This window comes from Paenibacillus terricola, from assembly GCF_014779765.1.
Classification (GTDB): domain Bacteria; phylum Bacillota; class Bacilli; order Paenibacillales; family Paenibacillaceae; genus Paenibacillus_T; species Paenibacillus_T terricola.
Genome location: NZ_JACXZA010000005.1, coordinates 538,387 through 560,012 on the forward strand (window position 1 = coordinate 538,387; position 21,626 = coordinate 560,012).

18 protein-coding genes are annotated in these 21,626 nt (G+C 53.1%); 7 read left to right on the forward strand and 11 right to left on the reverse strand.

What is annotated here, in order from left to right; all coding sequences use genetic code 11:
* The first annotated feature begins 120 nt into the window (after window positions 1-120).
* The 4 genes from H8B09_RS21205 (at window position 121) to H8B09_RS21220 (ending at window position 5,790) form a co-directional block, all read left to right on the forward strand.
* Window positions 121-1,191 (forward strand): substrate-binding domain-containing protein, encoded by a 1,071-nt coding sequence (locus H8B09_RS21205; protein WP_191205547.1) that lies wholly within the window; start codon window positions 121-123, stop codon window positions 1,189-1,191.
* Window positions 1,188-2,663 carry a sensor histidine kinase gene (locus H8B09_RS21210; RefSeq protein WP_191205548.1) on the forward strand — a complete coding sequence of 492 codons (1,476 nt, stop codon included), beginning with the start codon at window positions 1,188-1,190 and terminating at the stop codon, window positions 2,661-2,663. The genes H8B09_RS21205 and H8B09_RS21210 overlap by 4 nt, the downstream gene beginning before the upstream one ends.
* A 94-nt stretch (window positions 2,664-2,757) precedes the next feature.
* Window positions 2,758-4,140, forward strand: coding sequence for an AraC family transcriptional regulator (locus H8B09_RS21215; RefSeq protein WP_191205549.1), 1,383 nt, complete (start codon window positions 2,758-2,760; stop codon window positions 4,138-4,140).
* 234 nt (window positions 4,141-4,374) lie between these two features.
* Window positions 4,375-5,790: a sugar porter family MFS transporter gene (locus H8B09_RS21220; protein WP_191205550.1), complete on the forward strand. Its 1,416-nt coding sequence runs from the start codon at window positions 4,375-4,377 to the stop codon at window positions 5,788-5,790.
* An 86-nt stretch (window positions 5,791-5,876) separates the two neighbouring features.
* Here H8B09_RS21220 and H8B09_RS21225 read toward each other — a convergent pair whose 3' ends face one another.
* The 7 genes from H8B09_RS21225 to H8B09_RS21255 form a co-directional block, all read right to left on the reverse strand.
* Window positions 5,877-6,482, reverse strand: a complete 606-nt coding sequence (locus tag H8B09_RS21225) for an adenylyltransferase/cytidyltransferase family protein (protein WP_191205551.1) — start codon at window positions 6,480-6,482, stop codon at window positions 5,877-5,879.
* A 44-nt stretch (window positions 6,483-6,526) separates the two neighbouring features.
* Entirely contained in the window at window positions 6,527-7,936 is a 1,410-nt protein-coding gene (locus H8B09_RS21230) for a nicotinamide phosphoribosyltransferase domain-containing protein (protein WP_191205552.1), read from the reverse strand.
* 80 nt (window positions 7,937-8,016) lie between these two features.
* Window positions 8,017-8,793: an NUDIX domain-containing protein gene (locus tag H8B09_RS21235; protein ID WP_191205553.1), complete on the reverse strand. Its 777-nt coding sequence runs from the start codon at window positions 8,791-8,793 to the stop codon at window positions 8,017-8,019.
* Window positions 8,794-9,218: 425 nt separating this feature from the next.
* On the reverse strand, window positions 9,219-13,373 hold the full coding sequence (locus H8B09_RS21240) for a choice-of-anchor I family protein (RefSeq protein ID WP_191205554.1): 4,155 nt from the start codon (window positions 13,371-13,373) through the stop codon (window positions 9,219-9,221).
* 282 nt (window positions 13,374-13,655) lie between these two features.
* On the reverse strand, window positions 13,656-14,579 hold the full coding sequence (locus tag H8B09_RS21245) for an L-lactate dehydrogenase (RefSeq protein ID WP_191205555.1): 924 nt from the start codon (window positions 14,577-14,579) through the stop codon (window positions 13,656-13,658).
* Window positions 14,576-15,367, reverse strand: a complete 792-nt coding sequence (locus H8B09_RS21250; protein ID WP_191205556.1) for a formate/nitrite transporter family protein — start codon at window positions 15,365-15,367, stop codon at window positions 14,576-14,578. The genes H8B09_RS21245 and H8B09_RS21250 overlap by 4 nt, the downstream gene beginning before the upstream one ends.
* 253 nt (window positions 15,368-15,620) lie before the next feature.
* Window positions 15,621-15,968 (reverse strand): thioredoxin family protein, encoded by a 348-nt coding sequence (locus tag H8B09_RS21255; protein ID WP_224753828.1) that lies wholly within the window; start codon window positions 15,966-15,968, stop codon window positions 15,621-15,623.
* Between the two features lie 149 nt (window positions 15,969-16,117).
* On the opposite strand from H8B09_RS21255, the gene H8B09_RS21260 reads away from it, so the two are divergent.
* The 3 genes from H8B09_RS21260 (at window position 16,118) to H8B09_RS21270 (ending at window position 17,329) form a co-directional block, all read left to right on the forward strand.
* Complete coding sequence (locus H8B09_RS21260) at window positions 16,118-16,594, forward strand: DUF2975 domain-containing protein (protein ID WP_191205557.1); 477 nt, start codon at window positions 16,118-16,120, stop codon at window positions 16,592-16,594.
* Between the two features lie 11 nt (window positions 16,595-16,605).
* Window positions 16,606-16,821, forward strand: a complete 216-nt coding sequence (locus tag H8B09_RS21265; RefSeq protein WP_191205558.1) for a helix-turn-helix domain-containing protein — start codon at window positions 16,606-16,608, stop codon at window positions 16,819-16,821.
* A gap of 112 nt (window positions 16,822-16,933) precedes the next feature.
* Window positions 16,934-17,329 carry a hypothetical protein gene (locus tag H8B09_RS21270; protein ID WP_191205559.1) on the forward strand — a complete coding sequence of 132 codons (396 nt, stop codon included), beginning with the start codon at window positions 16,934-16,936 and terminating at the stop codon, window positions 17,327-17,329.
* A gap of 87 nt (window positions 17,330-17,416) precedes the next feature.
* On the opposite strand, the gene H8B09_RS21275 is transcribed toward H8B09_RS21270, so the two are convergent.
* From H8B09_RS21275 to H8B09_RS21290, 4 genes are all read right to left on the reverse strand, one after another.
* Entirely contained in the window at window positions 17,417-18,274 is an 858-nt protein-coding gene (locus H8B09_RS21275) for a copper amine oxidase N-terminal domain-containing protein (RefSeq protein WP_318152679.1), read from the reverse strand.
* Between the two features lie 204 nt (window positions 18,275-18,478).
* Entirely contained in the window at window positions 18,479-19,174 is a 696-nt protein-coding gene (gene rnhA, locus H8B09_RS21280) for a ribonuclease H (RefSeq protein WP_191205560.1), read from the reverse strand.
* Window positions 19,175-19,561: 387 nt separating this feature from the next.
* Window positions 19,562-20,527, reverse strand: coding sequence for a C40 family peptidase (locus tag H8B09_RS21285; protein WP_191205561.1), 966 nt, complete (start codon window positions 20,525-20,527; stop codon window positions 19,562-19,564).
* Between the two features lie 51 nt (window positions 20,528-20,578).
* Complete coding sequence (locus H8B09_RS21290) at window positions 20,579-21,508, reverse strand: ArsR/SmtB family transcription factor (RefSeq protein ID WP_191205562.1); 930 nt, start codon at window positions 21,506-21,508, stop codon at window positions 20,579-20,581.
* Window positions 21,509-21,626: the final 118 nt, after the last annotated feature.

Genomic DNA, 21,626 nt, shown 5'->3' on the forward strand with positions numbered 1-21,626 from the left:
AAACCAAAAAGTGGATACACTTGCAGCCTCCTAACGACATAATGACGCATGTGCATTTGTGTAATTGTTTCCTGTCCATTGATGCAAACTAGATGAAGCCCTCTTCCGAAGGAGTTCCTGATGTATAAACGATGGACAACGCTCGTTTCCTTGCTTTTGCTTGCGGCATTCGCCGCTCTGCTGACCTTATTCTTCATCTCTGCTTTCCATATCCGGCAGCTTGCGCAATCGCTTGTCAGCATGCCATCCGTCGAGCAATCGCAGCAGCCTCGCGTCGTGCTCATTGCACAAGAGGCCGACAATCCGTTCTGGCGCGAAATCGAGCAAGGCGCCAGGGCCGCAGCGGAAACATTCGCACTATCGCTCTCGTATATCGGGCCCAGCAGGATCAACCCCGAAGAACAGATACGTCTGTTGTCCAAAATCATTACGTCGAAGCCTTACGCCATCGTCGTGCAAGGACTTAATAATCCAACCTATCGTGCTCTAATCGACGAAGCGTACAGCCTCGGCATCGTCATCGTTACGATTGACGCCGACGAACAAGACAGCAAACGCCTCGCTTATGTAGGCAGCGACAACCGCAAGGCCGGACAGCAGCTCGGCGAGCAGGTCGTCTCAGCCACTGGCGGCAGCGGGCAGATCGGCGTGCTCATGGGCAGCAGCGCGATTAACCAGAAGCTGCGGCTGCAAGGCTTCAAGGATGCGATCGCGCCCTATCCGCTGCTGCGCATCGTCGATATTCGCACGACTAGCAACTCGCGGCTGCGAGCCGCCGAGCAGACAGCCGAGCTGCTTCAGGAGCATCCCGCTGTACGTGCAGTCGTTGGTCTTAGCGCACTCGATGGCCCTGGCATGGCAGAGGCGGTACGCCGACTCGAAGGCCGCTCAGCATCTGATTCGGACTCGCTGGGCTTAAACAACAGCAGGACGCTTCAAAAAGCGGCCGATTCCGCGTCCACCTTGAATCGGCCTGCTCTATACGCTTTCGACCTTTTGCCGGGCACGCGTGACGCCATCTCGCAATGCGATATCGCTGCAACAATCTTGCAGAAGCCCTATGAGATTGGCTATGAAGCCGTTAAGCTGCTTCAAGGACTGGCGCCTGCGGGACAAAAGCCTGCGAGTATCTTCACCGAGACGACCGTGATGACGAGACAGAAGCTCGGACTGCAGGGGAGCTGCCCATGACGATCCGCATGAAGCTGCTGCTGTTCATCCCGCTGCTTGTGCTGCTCGTCGGATCGATCTCCCTCCTGTTGTTCCGCAGCACGAACGTCGTACAGCGCAGCTACGATCAGATGATGGGACGCATGCTGCTGTACAAACAGGCGTCCCAAACATCCAGCCAGCTGATGCAGACGTTGTACAGCAATCGCGATAACCCGACCGATGCGACTGGCGCCTTGCTGCAGCAGCTGGAACAAGACCTGCGCGCGCTGCAAGCGCAGCTGCTTGGTGGAGGCTCAACGGTTTCAACCGCATCCGCCTCCATCGGTTATGCTTCGATGATCGAAACCTTGCTCGATCAAGAACAGGCGGCACTGGCATCTGCCACGCCTGCCGAAGCGCTTAATCTGTATGAGAAGGCGGATGCCACCGCCGCATTCATCTTCGAGGAGGGCAGCCAGCTGGTCGATGCCGAGCTGGCCGCCGATCAGCCCGTCTTCCGCCGCATTCAGCGCGAGAATGTGCGGCTGTTAAAGCTTGGCGCCGCTGTACTCGTCGCGGAGACGGTGCTCGCGGCCCTGCTCGCCCTCTGGATCTCGCGCAGCATTACGCGCCCGATCGGCATGCTCGTACAATCAGCCGGACGCATCGCGCGCGGCGATCTCGCTGCCGAACCGCCGCAGCTTGGCAGCCGCGATGAGCTTGGCATGATGGCCGAAGCGTTCGGCGGCATGCTCAGCGGGCTGCGCGAGACCGCGCGGCTCGAGCGCGAACGCGGCGAGCAGCAGCGGCTGCTCGGCGAGCTGGAGCTTCGCTCGCTGCAGAGCCAGATTCGCCCGCATTTTCTGTTCAACTCGCTTAATGCGCTGGCCAAGCTTGCTCTAATCGAAGGCGCAGAACGGACAAGCGACTTGATCGTGTCGATGTCCTCCCTGCTTCGCTACAATCTGCAAAGCCTCGACCGTCCTGTCACGCTGCGCGAAGAACTGGCACATGTTGATGCCTATATGACCATTCAACAGGCAAGATTCCGCGACCGGATCACATTCGAACGACACATTGATGAGCGGGCGCTCACTGCCATGCTGCCTCCGCTCACTCTGCAGCCGATCGTCGAGAATGCCTTCGTTCATGGCGTAGAAGAAATGGAGCGTGGAGCCATCATCTCACTGTCGATCGAGTCTCACGAAGACGACCATTCGGTTGTCATTACGGTTGCAGACAATGGCAAAGGCATGACCGAGCAGGTGCGGCAGCGTCTGCTTCATGCCGATTCTGACGCTTCTCGAGCCACTGCAACGACAGGCGACTACTTAGCATCGGACCGCAAGCCTTCACAGTCCGCAGGGCTAGGCATGCGCAACGTATTCCGCAGGCTGGAGCTTTTCTTCGGGCAACGGGATTTGATTACAATCGAGAGCGCCCCCGGACAAGGCACACGCCTCACCATTACGCTGCCGGAATCAAGTAAACGGGATTCATTATCGACATAAACCATGAAGCTGCCGCTTGCATCCGGGCATCCATTTGATGCTTAATGAGGTTTATGACTTATGCGGCTAACGCAAGAAAGGAGGAATCACCGTTATGTACCGACTGCTAATTGCCGATGACGAAGCCCTTGAACGGGAAGGGCTCGAGTGGATCGTCCGCCGCGCGATGCCGGATACGTTCCAGATGATATTCGCCGAGAATGGCCGCAGGGCACTAGAACTCGCCGACGAACACCGTCCCCATATCATCTTCATGGACATCCACATGCCTGGCATCCAAGGCCTTGAGGCGCTTCGGCGAATTCGGGACCGGATGCCCGATGCGAAGCTTGTGCTCGTCACCGCTTACGATTATTTCGCCTATGCGCAAGAGGCCGTCGCCATTGGCGTCAAAGAATACATCGTGAAGCCAGCCAGCCGCGAACAGATCACTTCGCTGCTGCAGCGGCTTGTTCAAGAGCTGGATCGCGAGAAGCAGACGCGCAATGAGCGGCTGCAGCTGATCGACCGCCTCTCGGAGCTGGAGCCCATTATGGAGAACGAGCTCGCGCTCATGTTCATGGTCGATCAGATCATCGGCGCTGAAGCCGAGCAGCTTGCCGAGTGGATCCGCTTTCCGCTTGATGGCGGCTTCGCTGTTGTCGCTGCATGGGCGGAGCTTCCGTCCGATTCGAAACAACGGCGCACCTTGTTCGAGGAAGTACGGGCATTCGCCAAATCGCTCGGCGGATGTTTAGTCAGTTCCATCATCGATCGGCATATGGCGTTGTTCTTCCCGACGCCTAAGCAAGGAGCAGCGTCACCGCCAACTGCGAACACAATTGGTCAGCGGCTCGCCCAATGGACAGCCGAACGACTCGAGCAGCCCGCATCTATCGGCGTCGGAGTGCAGCACTCAGGCATTGAGGGGCTCCGCCGATCCTACGTCGAAGCGGTATTCGCCTCCTCGTGCTGCGGCAGCGGCGGCGGACTGTGCCTATTCGCCGAGCTTCAGCGCAGCGGCCCGAGCGCCAGCACAACCGCCGCAGCGGCTGGCAGTGCTGCTGGACCGGCGGATCAATCAGCCGCCAGCGCAGATGAGGCGACGAACGCCTATGTGCTGTCCGCCTTGAGGCGAAGCCGCGAAATGCGCGAGCATCAGACGATATCGGCGCTGGATCGCGCCAGACGCTATATTGAATCGCGCTTCACCGAGGAGCTGTCGCTCGAAGAGGTGGCGGATCACGTGCACTTGAACTCTTTTTATCTAAGCAAGGTATTCAAGCAATATGTTGGCGAGACGTTCATCGACTATCTCACCTCTCTGCGCATCAAGCGGGCGAAGCAGCTCATCGAGGAGGATTCGCTCAGCCTGAAGGAAATTTGCTATGAGGTCGGATACAAAGATCCGAATTACTTCAGCCGCGTGTTCAAGAAAGTAACCGGGGTCACCCCGTCGGACTATCGGACGAGCAGCTTGAAGGGGAGCGATTCCTAGTCGGCGGACACGTGGGAAGAGGACATTTTTGTGCTGAATGAACAAAATAGTGATAGCGCTCGGAATCGCTGGCCAATAATCAATCGAGCGGTACGAAATGTGCGGCAATCCCGCAATATAGTGCTGTTCATCGTCCCCTGCGCTCCATCATCCCGATGCTATAATGAGTGACGCCGCCACCTTGTCTCATACACGGGCGGTTCATTCATCTTCGAGAAAAAGGAGCAAAGATCTATGGCTGCCCCTATAACTGCAACGCAATCGCAGCACAACCCTATCGCTGAAGATAGCGGAATCAATATGAAGTTCGTCATGCTCGCATCCATTATCGCCGCCCTAGGCGGGTTGTTGTTCGGCTTCGATACGGCTGTCGTCTCCGGCGCTGTCGGCTTTATGCAGGACCGATTCGACCTTAGCGAGGTACAGGTCGGTTGGGCCGTGTCCAGCCTGATTGTCGGCTGTATCGTCGGCGCAGGCGCATCCGGCATTATAAGCGACCGTTACGGCCGCAAAAAAGTGCTGATCGCCGCCGCGCTGCTGTTCATCATCGGCTCGATCGGCTCGGCGCTGCCGAGTACGTTTACGGGTTATATTATTTTCCGCATGATCGGCGGTCTTGGCATCGGGATTACATCCACGCTATGCCCGCTGTACAATGCAGAGATCGCGCCAACGCGTTACCGCGGTCGACTCGTTGCATTCAACCAGCTTGCGACGGTAACCGGCATCTTCCTGACCTACTTCGTCAACAACGCATTCGCCTCGATGGGCGATGATGCGTGGGACATCTCAACCGCTTGGCGCTGGATGCTCGGCGTTGGCGCAGTCCCTGGCGCATTGTTCATGGTGCTCCTATTTCTCGTGCCGGAAAGCCCACGTTGGCTTATTAAGCAGGGTCGTGCGGAGCAAGCGCTTGATATTCTTGTGAAAATCCACGGCGAGAACGGCGCTCGTCAAGAAGTGCTCGACATCAAAGAATCGTTCAAGCAGGAACACCGCGGCTCGCTGCGCCAGCTGTTCAAGCCAGGCCTTCGCACTGCGCTCATCGTTGGTGTCGTCATCGCTGTGCTTCAGCAAGTAACGGGTATTAACGCGGTGCTGTACTATGCGCCGGAGATTCTCAAACAAACAGGCGCAGGCACAAACGCCGCGCTCGTCCAGACGATTCTTGTCGGTCTGATCAACGTCGTATTCACGATTATTGCCATTCGGCTCATCGACCGTGTCGGTCGTAAAGCACTGCTGCTGATCGGTTCCGCGCTCATGACGCTGTGCTTGCTGTTCATCGGTCTGGCGTTCCATACGGGCCATACATCCGGCATTCTCGTACTCATCCTATTGCTCGTCTATGTTGCGGCTTTCGCAATTTCGCTTGGACCCGTCGTCTGGGTGCTGCTTGCAGAGATTTTCCCGAACCATATTCGCGGACGCGCAACAGCCATTGCATCGATGGCGCTGTGGGCGGCCGACTATGTCGTCTCGCAGACGTTCCCGCCGATGCTGAAATCGGCAGGGGCCGCTTCGACGTTCTGGATCTATGCGGTAATGGGTCTCATCACGGTGGTCTTCACATGGCGCATGATTCCGGAAACGAAAGGCAAATCGCTCGAGGAAATCGAGACGATGTGGAAATCTGGCGTTAAGCACTAACTGTTCCTATATATAAAAAGCGGTCTGCCTCTTCCCTTATGGGATCGGGTTGACCGCTTTTTTGGCACGTACACCTGTATCATTCATCATGGCTCCAGACTAGCCGCTTCCGCCTCCGCCTCAGCCCGCTCCCGATAATAGTCGATTTCCAGCAGCGCCAAGCGTATCGTCTCGAACTCGTCATGTATGGCCGGATTCGTGTACACCTGCCAATACCCTTCATCACCGGCGATAACGGCCTCTCGCAGCAGCGTAGCGCTGATCGGAATATCCGCTCGCGGAACCGCCAGCTGATGAATACCCGCCACGGCATCATCCGGGAACCACTGTCCCCGTTCCTCATCGTCGCCCGCGATCATCAGGTCTAGCGGAGGGAAACCTCTGTCTATCCCGTATTGCTTCGCAGCATGGAGCAAATACATCCCCCACGCATGGCTGTGGTCGCCTTCATGCGAGTAGTCTGTAAGTGGTGCCACCTCGATCCGATTGCCATACACTTTGCGCAGCAGACGAACGCGCGTCTCGATATCAAATGGATTGCGCACCGTCCTCCTCAGCTGCGCAGAGCCAACGAGCACCAGCACTTTGTCGCATACATCCAGTGCTGTATCAATCATTCGTTCATGGCCGATATGCAGCGGCTGAAACCGTCCTAGAATAAAACCATATCGATAAGGCTTGATTGTCGACATCGTCAGCGCCTCCTTGTGTACATATGAGCTTTATAGCTTCTAGCTTACAGATACTTTTCCGCAAGCGCAGCGATTTTCCTCTCAATGGCAGCCGATAATTTGATCGCTTGCTGCTGTGGATTTTGCACCCGAATCCGATCGCGTACTTCATTCCAGAAAGCTGCCCCAGCATTCATCATATGCGGAACGCCCACTCCTTCGTGCATGTAGATCGTTTCGTACACATTGTCGCCTACCGTTTCGGTTTCCGTTTCCTCGTATGCTACGGCAGTCAATTCGCCATTCAGGCGCACTAGCCTCACGCGGCCCGGAATGCTCCGTTTCAGCGCAACCATCGCGAACTTCATCCGATCTTTGCCGTTGCTGTATGCGGTCTTCATCGCCCATCCATGCGTATCGCGGTCGATATGGTTGTAGAAGCCCGATCCGACGCCGTACGCAACGAACGCCAGCGGCACGCCTTCCGCCTCAAGTCTTGCATCGTAACGTTTCACCTGCTCGAAGTTCATGCCCTCGCCGATAATAACGCCAACTGCATCCAGCAGATCATTCGCTTGAGCAACGCGGTAAATCGCAATCGCCTGCTCCAGCACATCGCCGCTGTCAGGACGCATGACAATCCTTATGCCCCGCTGACGTGCATGACGGCCAAGCTCCGGCAAATACTGTTCAATCACACGGTTCGCATCATACGTATCGATAACGAGAGCAACGATCTTCTCGCCAGCATCCGCCGTCGAATCAATCGCGTGCATGAAGCATGCCATTTCGTCGTCATACTGCTGCGTTACTTTATGCGCCAATGCCGCGATGCTGCCAATCATGGCGTGTGGCGTGTGATGCGTTGTGTGAAAATCGTCCGTTCCTTGCAGCGACAGATTCCAAGCCGTTCCCGCCCAATACGCATCCTCCAAGCTCCGGTGTCCACGGAATCCGAAGCTGTGAATGCGCCAGAGGAAGCCATCGTCGCAGCCATGCTCCATCTGTTTCTCCTCCAAGTAGCGGCGCATATGGAACGCCTCCGTCGCGCATCCGCTTGGGAAATACGCATGCATGAACATGCCCTCCCACCATGTCACCAGTTCACCGAATCCTTCAACCGTATTGTACACTTGGGCAAAAGGCGTACCCGCCGGGCACCATGTACCTTCCGGTACCGACTCCACCGCGATCGGCGCATAACCGTTGCACTCATTCACCACCCGAAGGAACAGCTCGGTCGGGAAGATGAGGCCCTGCATCGCCGCGCAGCGCTCGGCTTCTTTCACATGCGCCTCCGTAATCTGAATCGATATCAGCTCCGTAACCATCTCGCGAAGACCGTACAGGATCATGCCTTCCTTGCGGTTGTACAGGTGGCTGACTTCCCAGTCCATATTGCATTTCAGTCGAGCATGCGACAGGTTATAGCTGTCCGTCAGAAGCAGCGGGTTATTGCGAAGTGTATTTAACATTTGGATGACCTCCAGAGTGTTTGGATTTGTATTATTTATAGTCAATTAGACTATATAGTTGGCTTAAAATATATCCGAGCTTAGAAAAGCCCGGAGTTATAGATCGAGATGCGCGGCTCGTAGTCGGTGTAAACATACAACTGTGCGGGGCGGTTCGAATTCCGATCGGTCGTCTTCGGCTGACCGTCTGCGGTTACCGCTTCGCGGATCAGTCCTTGTCTTGCCTTCGTCGTCATCAGGTTCCGCTTGAAGTTCGCGATGTCTTCCTCGAAGGAAGGAACGACGGTCTGAATCACTTGGTACAGCTCGCGGATCGTGAATTCCTCCGGCAGAAACTGCTTCGCAATCGTCGTCGTCATCATCTTCGTCTGCACATAATTAAGCGCATCTTGCAGCAGTTCGTTATGATCGAAAGCAAGCTTCATCTTCAGCGCTTCATCGAGCGGGAACAATCGCACCTCGTCAGCATCCGTGTCAGCGGCAAGCTTGAGCAGATAAGCTTCCTTCACCAGCGTGCAGTAGAGGACGGAAGGCATCCATCCGCGTGGATCGCGGCCAGGATAGTACACCGTCTTGATCTGCTCGATCGTAACGTCGCGGTCGACGTTCGTCTCTTCCTTCAGCTCGCGGTAGGCGGCTTCGAGCAGCGTCTCCCCTTCCTTCGAGAACCCGCCCGGCAGCGCCCAGCAGCCTGGGAACGCTTCGGAGGATGCGCTGCGCCGAACGAGCAATACGTCGAGCCTGCGATCGGCGAGCATTCGGTAATTGCCCAGCTTCGCGTGCGATGTTATCGTGAATATAGCGATGTCGACCGGCAGTCCGTCCGGTGACCGGTATTGTTGGGGTTGGTGTGTCATTCGAGCACCTCCTTGATGTTTCCAGTATACGACAACGGATTCTATATTGTCAATACGACTTTATAAAAATAATGCCCAATATTTTAGTCTTAATGAGATGTACACGCGATAAGATTGACCAATGGTAAACCTATGAATGCCTCCCTGACGAAAGTTATCCGAGTAATACGCTTATGGTTTGGATCCCTACAGGTTGTCACCATGCCTATTTCCTTCAAAGCGCGACTCTTTCAGACTAACGGATGTGACAGTGCTTATCCTCTCTGTTTACTTAATAAATCGGTACATTGTAACGTACTAGCTTCACTGACAACCGTCGAATGCCTCTTTGTTCAAAATAGAAAGGCGCAGGTCATAAGAGATTTCTCTCCCATGTTCTACGCCTTTCATTAACTCTCTGCCTATCTATTCCATTGATCTCGCTCTTATTGATCCGTCAGACTGAGCATCAGCAGAGCAAGCAGCTTCGCTGTCTCTGCACGTGTTGCCGAAGCATTCGGAGCGAAGGCAACGCCTTCGCCGCCAGCAACTGGGCGGCCTGTAATAAAGCCTGCTTGCTGAGCAGCATTAACTGCGTCAGCTGCGTAGCCAGCAATCGCTTCTGCGTCGACGAATTGGATTGGCGCCACAACTGGCTGCAGCTCATAACCCAAAGTACCCAAGAAACGGACAAGCATCGTTACAAGTTGTTGACGCGTTACTGGTGCGTTCGGCTGGAATGCACCGCCGCCTGTACCAGATACGATACCAAGATCCGCTGCCCACTCTACTGCCTGTGCATAGTACGCATCGGCATCAACGTCGCTGAAGCTTGTGCTCGTATATGCACCAGGCTGTACACCCGCAATGCGCGACAGCATCAGGACGAGATCAGCGCGCGTCAGATTTGCTGCCGGTGCGAATCTGTCGTTGCCTACACCGCCTATAATGCCGCGTGCCGCGAGATACGTGATCGCTTCGGATGCGAAGTTGTTCTTCGTGTCCGAGAACGATTTCTCGTTATAGCCAACTGCATAACCATTCCGAAGTGTATCGGCACTGAACAGAACCTGACCGGATTCCGTATCATAGATGCCTAGAATGATTGGAGTTGCCGATCCATTCGCTGCTACCGTGTACGGAACAACAGCAAGCGGATTATTGCCTTGCGCCAGCTTATACGGCAGACCAATATATACACTGCCTTGCGGTGTATTCAACTCTTTGCCATCCGCGAGCAGATGGAAGCGAATGACTTGTTGACCCGCAAGCGAACCCGCACCCTCTTCGCTTGTCTGCCCAATCGAGATGCTGCCTTTGCCGCTCGACGAGAGAAGGCTCTTCCAAGCGTCTGCATCCAACGCGATCATTCCCAGATTCGTCTCCAGCACGACCGTCTCGATGCCCGTCACACCTGCAAGAAGCGCAACAGCATCCGCATTCAACACGAGCGTACCGCCGTCAGTTATATCAGCATGAATGACTAGCTCTTTCTTATCTGTACCCGCTTCATTCAGCGCCTTCAGTGCTTGGTTCACAAGACCAGCCGACAACACAGCTTGCGGACTTCCTTCATGATCCGCCGATGGCAAATCGAAAGTCGCTGTTGTCGTGCCTTCGCTTGTACTCGTTTTAACCGTTCCTACGCCTACTGTAGCTTCGCCGCTATTGCCGTTGCCGTTATTGGTTCCTGTGTTGCCAGCGTCAGGATTAACAGGCGTAGTCGACGTTGAGGAATTGACCGTTACGACAGCAGAAGCCAATGCGTATTGATCAGCGCTGACTGCCTTGATAACAGCAGTTCCTGCTATGATTGGCGTTACTTTACCTGTGTTGTCAACCGTTGCCACGGATGGGTCGGACGACGTCCAAGCAACTGACGAAGAGCTGCCCGCAGCCGGTACAACCGAAGCCGTCAATTGACCTGCCGTACTGCCAGCTGTCAAAGTAAGTGTCGTTTTATCCAACGACAGCTTCGATACGTTCAATTGGAACACAGCCACCGTACCGCTCACTTCATAAGCGACGAGCAGCAATGGCAGCCCCGTTGGGCTAATAGCTGCCGGAATAAACTCGAGACCTTCAGGGCCGGTATCGGTGTTCAGGTTATTGGTCGGCGTAAAGACCCTGGAGTTCGTGTAGTTCAAGAAAGTTGCTTGCTTAGGGTCCGTCACATCATACATCATAACGCCGCCGATCCGCTCCAAGCCTACGAATGCAACAGACCGTTCGCCAACCTGTCCGATCTTCACATCCTCTGGTTCAGGCCCTTTCTTGCTGCTGCGGTTATCCTTCGCCGTCTTGTCATGCCCGGAGTTGAAGAAATCCGGAATCCGCTCTGCCGTAATTTTCTCAAAATCGTTGCCGCTGTCATACGTCTGCTCCATCGTGTTCGCGTCCCAGATCGAGAACGAGCGACCGCCGAACATATAGATGCTGTCCGTTCCCATATCCGTCATGACTTCGACGCCGTCATAGGCCGTTGTACTGTTCACCAGCTTGGCCGCAGCCGAATTAGGATCAAGACTGCTCTTCACGCTAGAGATTTTGCCCACGTTCGTGCGACCTGGCCAATCCGTGGCATCACCTTCGTTCGCGCTGATGACATAGTTCTGACCATCGACCGTGTAGGAGGCAATGCCGTCCGGCATATAAACGCCGAAGAACGGTACGTTCTCAAGCTTGATTACGCCATCATTCACTAAGTCCAGACTGTTGCGCGGGTTGCTTAGATCCTTCAGACCAAGCCCCTTCACCGAAGTGAATTTCTTGCTAGCCAGATCCAGTGTTGCGATCGCATTATTCTCTTGCAGCGAAACATACGCCATCAAAGCGTCGCCCGATAGCGCGATGTATTCTGGTTCAAGATCATACAGTGCATCTGCCTTCGAACCGCTGCCTGTAATAAGCCCCGTCTTAGGGTCGGATGCGCCACGGATATGCACCTTGTCGTCAATAATGGACGGGTCGTCAAACTCTACGTTAGTTGCCGTGCCTGCAACCGTATCAAGGATCGTAACACTGCCCTTCGGATCAACACCCGCGCGTGGCTCTCCTTCATTAGCCGTCAGCACGTACTTGCCATCAGGCGTCGATTTGATCATATCCGGCTGTGCACCTGCTGCATAAGAAGCAATCAAATTGCCGTCATAATCAAGTGCCAGGATGAGGCCATTCTTCGTAGGATCCTTCTCTTGCACGGACAAGTAGATCCGTTTATTGGTATAGTTAATATCAATGCTCGTCAGATCGCCGTAATCGAAACCTTCGGTTCTCTCCGCCATCTCCTTGATGTTCTTCGTGTCATCCTTCTGCATTTGGTTCGTACCGCTGCCATCTCCTACTGTCAAGCTGACGATATCCAGACTTGCCGGGTCAGAGGAGCCGTTCACGAGATAAAATCTGCCGTTATCCTTGTTAAATTTCACGATCTCCGCTACGCCGCCGGCAGGGTTGGTTACACCAACGGAGTAACCGCCGATCTTGCTAACCGTGAACTTATCCGTATACGCACTTGCTGCTGCGTTGAGCGTGTACGTATGCGAATCCGTCAATGCTGGCGTGGATGCATCTGTTACGGTAATCGTAACAGATGCCGCATCGACCGGGCTGCTTACCGTTCCAGAGATAACCCCTGTCGTCGGATTGATGCTAAGTCCTTGCGGCAGACCTTCTGCCGAGAACGTATAAGGCGCAACACCGCCAGAAGCGGCTACCGTTGCAGCGTATGGAATACCAACCGTTGCGACAGGCAGCGATTGCGTCGTAATGCTAGGCGGAGTTACCGTTACGCCCCATGGACCATATGCGCTGTTGCGGGGCCCCTTATCGGCAATAACTGCTGGAGTTGCTGCTTCGTAATCAATTTGCTGGAAGTCAGCCTTGTTGACATCCGTATCCGCGAGGTCGATGCGGCGAATCGACTTTTTCTTCGAGGTGCCTTCCGACGATCCTGTTGGATAATCGGTCTCATACCCGTCAATTGTGCTGCCCCCGTCGTTACTGCCCGTCCCGACCATGTCGACATAACCCGCTGCTTTGGTGCCCTTGCCGTCGATATCGAATGGATTCACGGCTGCCAGCTTGTCCGTTCCGTAGACGAGCGCAACCTTCATGCCCTTATTATTAATATAGCGATCCCAAACAAGATCGCCCTTATTGGTCAGATCAATCTTCGCGTTCGCAACCGCTGTCCCCGTTGCTTTGCCTACGATAAGGAAGCTCGAATGCGCCTTTACAACACCGCTCAGGTCCAGCTTCTCCCAATCATTCGTCGGCCCTGTTGTGTCGCTCGTTCCGCGGTCCGCATACTGCAGCGACCAACCTGAAAGATCAATATCCGCACCGGTCGGATTGTACAGCTCGATAAAGCCATGCGTAGCATAGGCATCCGTAACAGACTTCAAGCCTGCGCCATATAGCTGATTAATGATAATATGCGGTACCGTGCGATCATAGCTGCCATCAGCCTTGTAAGGTATACCAATCACAGGGGCCTCGGCAGCGAATGCGGCCGGAGCGCTGAATGCCGAAGTCGTGCTGAGAATAACTGCCGATAACGCGATAGCCGTACCGAATTTCCGAGTATAACGCGTGAACATGAATTCAAAACCTCCCATGGTTTCTCCTTATTCCGAGCAAGAATAGCATGGGCTTGTAAACGGGACATGTTCATTTTCTAAAAGGTTTGTAAAGATAGGGTCAAATTTCAATAACAAATTAACAACTTATAGCAATAGTTTCTGAACAACCAAAATAGGCTGACACCCTCATGCCACCCCCGAAAGGTAGCACAGTCCCCATCAGCCCATAAAACCTGCGCACAACAAAAAGGCCAGCACTATTCGTGCCAGCCTTCTTCATGCTATCTAATCAAACAATCCTTAGTTCACGGTAGCCTCAATCGACTGAATAAGCGACTTCAGCTTATCCGCCGATTTGTGAAGCAGCGTTGTTTCTTCGTCCGTCAGGACGATGTCGAGCACTTCGCGGACGCCTTGGCGATCAACAACGCACGGTACGCCTAGGTACACATCCGATACGCCATGATATTCCGTCAACAGCGTCGATACGTTCAGAACAGCGGCTTCGTTGTGCAGGATCGCCGTTACAATCCGATCCAGCGCCAGCGCGATCGCATAATAAGTCGCGCCTTTCGCTTCAATAATTTGATAAGCGGCATCGCGTGTATTCGTGTAGATGCGAGTCTTCGCTTCTTCATCCAGCTTCAACTGCGAGCCGGCTACATTGGCAAGGCTCCATACCGGCAGCTCCGAGTCGCCATGCTCCCCGATAATGTGCGCGTGAACGCTGCGCGGATCGAGCTCCAGCTCTTCGCCGATCAGATAGCGGAATCGAGCGCTGTCAAGCAGCGTACCCGAACCGATAACACGGTTCGTTGGCCATCCCGATTTGCGTAAGCAGAAGTAGCTCATCACATCAACCGGATTCGTCGCGATTAACAGAATGCCGTCTTCGTTATATTTCAATACTTCCGATACGATGCTGTCATAGATCGCAATATTGCGTTTCAACAGATCAACGCGCGGTTCGCCTGGTTTCTGCGCAGCGCCTGCTGTAATGATAATAATGTCCGCACCTGCACAATCCTCATAGGTGCCTGCCCATACCTTCGTCTGGCCGACGAATGGCATGCCATGATTCATATCCAGTGCGTCGCCGACCGCCTTCGCTTGATTCGCGTCAATAAGCACTAATTCATCTGCGCGTTCCCGCAGCAGCAATGTATATGCAGTAGTCGAACCAACTGCGCCTACCCCGATTACAACGACTCTTGTTTTCTTCATGGATGATTCCCCTCTTCTTCGAATGGTTTGTTAACCGTGTGATACATGAAGCCCATCAAGATCGCGCCGCCGACCATATTACCGAGCGTCACTGGAATGAGATTATGAATAATACCGCCAAACGTAACCTGCCCTGGCTCACCAACGACCAAGCCGATTGCGAACGTACACATATTAGCGACGCTATGCTCGTACCCGGATATGAAGAAACAGAAGACGAACAACATCATCGTGAACAGCTTCGGCCCGTCACCTCGCAGTGACATCGGGATAAAGAAAGCTAGACACACAAGCCAGTTACAAAGTATCGCGCGGAAGAACAGTTCGAATGTATCAGCGTGCAGCTTCTTATCAACGACACTTAACAGAAACCCGTTCACTGAAGCCTCGCGGAACAAACCGGTCGACCAGATAAGAAACGCAAATGCGAATGCCCCTAGCACGTTGCCGATATAGCACAACAACCACATGCGGGCAACGGTTCGCCATGCCAGCTTCTTACGAAGTGCCGCGAGCGTGAAATAAAACGTGTTGCCGGTAAACAGGTCTCCGCCGCCATACGAGATTAGAATGATGGCCGACCCGAACGTCAACGCCGCCATTGGATACGCCAGCGGGCTGTGTTCGTTAAAGAAAGCGCCGCCCGACTTGAACGCTACAATAACGCCGAAGCCGATGAACATACTGGCTAGCATTGCGCGGAGCAGAGAGGTCAGCTTGCTTACCTCATAAATATGATGCTTCTTAAGTGCAAGCTTCACGACCCGTTGCAAAGGAATTTGCTCCATATTACCGCCTCCTGCCGCCGTATAGGATAGCCTTCATTATAGAGCCGGCCTATACGTTCCGCTGTGATGTTTGTAACAATTTACCTACCTTTAGCAGCAAAAGCCACATAGTATAATTTTAACAAAAATAAGAAGTCGATCCATAAGCCGAAAGTACTAGGCAAGCGATAAAGCACAAAGGGCCGCTCCTATACCCACCGTGATGGCAGACATAGGAACGGCCCCTCATTAAATTACAAGGCTGGTGCTCTTGTTATTGCAGCATACGGTACAAATGATCCACCGATCCCATCGCATATTCCATGCGGATCGGCTCACCATCCTCCAGCAGCACGAGGCACGGTACGCTCGCCACACGCCAACGCTCGCGCAGGATCGGCGCGTAGTTAATATTGATTCGATGAATGCCGATCGGGACGCCCGTCGCCTCGACAATTTCCAGCATTCGCTCCGCCACCTTGCACGTTCCGCACATCGCCGTGTAGAACAGCACCGCCTCGCGGCCTTCTTTCTTCTCTACCTGTCCAAGTAATTCCTTCTCCGTCCACTCGGCAATCGCCATATTGTCCACTCTCTCTTCCACGTCTGCTGGTCCCTTCAATGTAGCGATTTCCTCAACAAGATTCAATAGCTCAAACACTGATTAATTCCAGACAGTGAGACCATAGCTATAATCAACAAAGATTTATTGTAAAACGATATACCCTATGTTAAGTTCTTAAAGGAACATAACGAAACGAGGTGCATGACATGGAACGTGGAACGACCCTTTTTCTCAAATTGACGCTCATTGTAATTGCCCTCCCGGCGCTTGCATTATGCGTATATGGACTGCCCGTTATCGCAACGGACTCAAGCGACAATTACCCTGCTTATTGGGCGTATCTCCTAATCGCACTTAGGTACGCAACGGCCATCCCGTATTTCATTGCATTGTATCAATCCTACAAGCTTCTGAGCTACATTGACAAGAACGTCGCTTTCTCCGAGCTGTCCGTGAAAGCTTTGAACAACATCAAATACTGCGCATTCACATTCAGCTTCTTGTATATAATCGCTTTGCCGCTCTTCTATTATATAGCTGAGAACGACGATGCCCCGGGCGTAATTATAATCGGATTGGCCTTTGCCTTCGCCGCATTCGTCGTTGCCGTGTTCGCCGCCGTTCTTCAGAGGCTGTTAAAGAACGCCATCGATATTAAATCTGAGAACGATTTGACAGTCTGAGGTGACCGAACTTGACCATTATTATTAATATCGACGTCATGCTGGCGAAACGGAAAATGAGCGTAACGGAGCTGTCCGAGCGAGTTGGCATCACGATGGCTAACCTTTCAATCCTAAAGAATGGCAAAGCAAAGGCGATCCGGATCTCGACGTTAGAGGCGATCTGCAAAGCATTGGACTGCCAGCCCGGGGATGTACTCGAATATCGAACGGATGAGGAATCTTAAAATGGACTTCAATCCCGCTGCTTGGCAGGAAATGAGGTCCATTTGCAGTATAAGTAGAAATTACGAAATCGCGCAGTTGCTCATTCGAATCCGAGGAGGTACTCCCCCACTCATGCTTCCGATTCCTGCAGCAAGAAGCAATAGCTGGTATAAGTTTATCATTCCAGCAACATCTATCCTTGCAATCATCCTCATCCTATTCACCCGCTTCGTGTTGTTCGATCAGCCGTTCACGCTCGTCATTGCGCTGCGCTTCACATTGCTCGCCATCGTACCGTGCATCATCGCCGGAGCAGCAGGTTGGTTGGGCGCTCGAATCATGTGGCTGATTATGACGCTAAGCGTTCTAATCGGTCTTATCTGGATGGCTTACTTATCAACGGGCCATACAGGCTGGGAAGATCTCTCGAGTCTGCTGGTCTTCTTCTTGTCCATCCTGCTTGGCGTGATCATCGGCTTGATCGCCGAGCTCGCTGCTTTCTTGTATAGGAGACTCGCAAGACGGTAATCCGTCCTATCCTCTATTCTTTCATCCATTCATAGAGACGAATGGACCTCACCTCTGCAGCTAAGCCGAGAATGAGGTCCATTTGTTTTAAGCAACCGTATCACTGATGATTTTCACTAGACCACTCACCCAAGCCCTGTCTACTTGGTCGTTAATAGAACGAATCGGGATATCGCTAAACAAATACCACTGATCCTCAGTCGCATCATGAAGAAGCACAGCCGGATACCCATCTAATACATCTGAAGGAAAGGCATTTACTAATGTATAAATATCATACCGCTGCAAGCTTTTCTCTTTACCGTCCAGGAAGTCATATTGCCCGACCTTGGCATAGGACCCCGGCACATCTATGTTAGCCCTCCACGAGTAACTGGCAGGAGCGTCGACCTTCTCTCCTTTGTTGTTCTCAAATAGATTATAGATCGTTTTGTTCGTCGTATTGCCGCTAATCTGCTGGACGACTCCGCCCATCGTCATGTGGTATTCCTGCTGCAATGCTTTCACCTGTACACCATCAATAACTAATGGCGCGGTGCTGACAGTCACCGTGGAGTTGCTGTAGCTTACTTCACAGTCGAAAGTCTCAGCAATAAAGCGAAGAGGGACGACAACACGACTGTTCTTCACATAAGGAGCGGCATCCAATGTTACCGTCTTGCCGTTTACCACTGCGGTCTTGGTGTTCAGCTTCAATATTACCTTCAATCCGTCCTTCGTAATCGTCGCTTCCGAGTTCGACCAGTTAACCTTTGCACCCAGATTCTCGCTGATGACACGTAACGGGACCATCGTTCGGTTGTTCTTCACTTCCGGTCGTACATCCGACCCAATAGCGACACCGTCAATTTTAATAACAGGATTGTCCGCAGCGTATGCAGGCATTGATGCAAAAGCCAACATCAAGCCAAGAGCGATACCAGGGATCATCTTCTTCATTTTCATTGTTATCAATCCTTCTTTGTCGAGAAATGGGCCGAGTGATGCATGCCATTGCATGGATTCATCCCCACGAATGTTATTCCAGCCAATCTATAGACGATGGGTATGCAGCGAATGTTCATGAAAAAGTTCTCATGGATCTCAGAATCAACTATGAAAAAGGATAGAGCAGCTAGAATAGCCGCTCCATCCCGATATCGTAAAACCTTATTTGCGTCCATAGTCCGCTTTAATTTCGCCCCACAGCTTCGTCTGCCATTTGAGCACCTTGTTGTCGTACCGGTTCGTCCGCAGCCAGGCCTCTGCTTCATCAACAAGTCGCCAAATCTCTGCAGTCGAGGCGTTGCGCACCAGCGTTGTCGCGACTTTCTTCTCACGCAGCCATTTCATCGCATTCATGGAATCGCTGTAGATGGTACTTGTGCTTCCCCGTTCCTGCGTATACCTAAGCGCATGCACAATCGCTAGAAACTCGCCAAGGTTATTCGTCCCCATCGGAATTGGACCAACCGAGAACAACACCTCGCCCGTACGGGTATCAACACCTTTGTATTCAACCGGACCCGGATTCCCTCTCGTGCCAACGTCGACGGAGATGCTGTCATAATCAATTTCTCCTACCTCTTGTGTTGCAGCCGAGCTTGTCCGCCCTGCCGAACGGAAGCGATTCGATGCCGAGGCTCCTGCACCTGCACCCGATCCAGCCGCCTTGCTGCCGCCAGACGATTTGCCCCAATGCTTCTCCCAACCGTCGCGGAACGCACTATCTGCCGCCGCTTTCGACTCAAACGATTTGAACTTTGCCCCTTCGAATCCATTCGTCTGCTTCTGGCATTCTGCCCAAACCGAATAGACTCCTGGCTTACGGCCAACCCATACCACATAATGCTTACTGCCCGCCATTAGCTGCATCCCTCCAATGCTACTAGATTACCGCATTAGGCGACCGTTCGCCAACTGGCTTCCGAACGACATTGCACATCCGCCATAGCATACACGCCAGGCAGATGTGGTATACTCAATCGCATAGATGTCCCGCTAGGAGGCAAGCTTTCATGAATTTCGTTGTCTATATGGCGATCATTCAAGTCATTCTGTTCGTCGCCGTCGGCACGTTCGTCTTCCGAATGATTCAGCGCGCCAGGAAGAGAGAGAAAGATAACTAAAACACGCAGCAAACAACAAAACCGTCCAATCTAATTACCCCAGGTGCAAACACGGGATAGACTGGACGGTTTTTTCATCTTTCGTGGTTTCAATCCCACTAACTCAACCTTGCCTGCAATTCGGCTATCTCCCCATCCGTTTGCCGAACAGGAATCGCCCCTTCCAATACCCGTTCAGATCGGTTATAACAACGCCCGGATCCCCATAGGTTTGAATAAATTTGCCCATTCCCAAATACATGCCGACATGTCCGACAACCTTGTTGCTGTCATATCGGCCAGGCGTATAGAAGAACATCAAATCCGCTGGCTGCAGATCGCCAAGCTCCACCCTCGTTCCCATTGCCGATTGCGCGCGTGACGAGCGCGGCAGATCGACGCCGAATCGACTGTACACATATTTCGTAAATGATGAACAGTCAAACCGATGCGACTTGTTATAAAAATCAGCATCGAACTCATATGGCGTTCCTAAGAATGTCTTCGCATATCGAACCACATCCTGCGGATCAATGTCCACCTGCACAAACGGCTTGAAGCCTCCTCCCGGCCCGCTTGCAAGTTCCGACTCTCGAATCAGCATTTGTTTGGTATGATAGCTGTCGTCCAGCATCCGAATATGCAGATCGGACGTCTGGTTGTCCCATTTCACTTCAGTCTGCAGCAGCGAGGCCAGCGCACGCGGCGTCAAATACAGTTCACCATTGATCTTCCTGGGCGCATCAGGCAATGTGATCTTCGTATCGCCGGACATCGCCTCCTTGCTGCTCGCACGAACCGAATATGCCGCATCGGAATCCCCCACCGCGACGCGGTCCTTCGTTTCATGCAGACGCAGTCCCATAGGTGCAACTGCTTCATCCAGCGGGATCCAGACGCGGCCGTTCAGCTTTTCCTCCAGAATCGGTATGCGGCGCGAGGGAATGGCCGAGTCTGCCGCCATAATACGTGCCGAGCGCTTCGCTAATGCAACTGGCGATGTACGTGAACGTTCTGCATCCGCTGCGCCGCAGCCACTGACGAACAGCAGCGCGCCGCAGGCTGCTGCAAGGAGAACATAAGATTGTGCTGAGAACGGAATTGTCGGCATAAAGAAAGACCCCTTTCTACAATAGAAATAGGGTCCTCCATCTTTCCAAAATTATTCAGCAATAAAGTGAACGCGCATCTGAATGTCCTGGTCATAATCGCCGAATTGTCGGCCGAATAGATTAACGCCGCCTTTATAATTCGCATCCTCTCGAACGCCGATGCGGAGGCGAATCCCTGTGGCGCTCGATAGCTCAAGCTGAGCCAGCGTTACATCCGAGACAGCATGCATATCGACCATGCTTCGCTCTGCGTCGACCCGCCATATTTTGCGCAGCCCGTATTGCGTCGCATGATCTCCCCACCAAGCCGGATTCAGCCGCCCCCTCCGATCGCCAAAATCTCCGGGGCTCGTCCATGTGCCAATATCAATGCCATTGACCCACACCGTAATGTCCGAAGGCCAGTTGTTATCGTAGTTCGGCGCTTCCGAACACAACTCCATCGTAAACTCCAGCGCCGTAATCCGGCTGTTCGCCGGAATCTCCAGCGGGAAACGGTACTCCAAATATCCTCGACGGAACCAGATTAACTGAGCGTTGACATGCCTCGGATGATAGAAGCTCGCCGGCTCATCTTCTGGGATGAGCAAGCCGTTCCCGTCCGCCATCCCGCAGGTTGGCGACACCTCGCAGTCCGTATAATGACCGACCGGCATGTCGATCTCATAGACCTGCTCGTCCCCTTTGTTCCCCAAGAAGCTCGTGTTCAGCTGCATATGCACATCGTGATAAGTACGCGTACATACCTTCATCGCTCCGCGAACGGCCGGCATCAGCTCCGTCTGAATAAGATGAGCCCCCTCCAGCACACGCACATGGTTCGCCACCGAAGATACGGGCAGCCGAAGCGCATCCGCAATCTCAACAATATTCAAACTTTTCTGGTTGAGCAGCTTCAATATATCGACCCTCGCACGCGTCGACAACGCATGCGCAACAGTTACCAGCTTGTCCGGTTCGTTAATGTCCAATTCCAGCACAATTGTACCCCCAAGCAGACCTATCCTCGTTTTGTTTATTGCTATTGTACGTTATCTGCCGGTTGGTGACAAAAGGAAATTGTGTGATATTTTCAGCTCAATCGCTTCGTCAAATAGG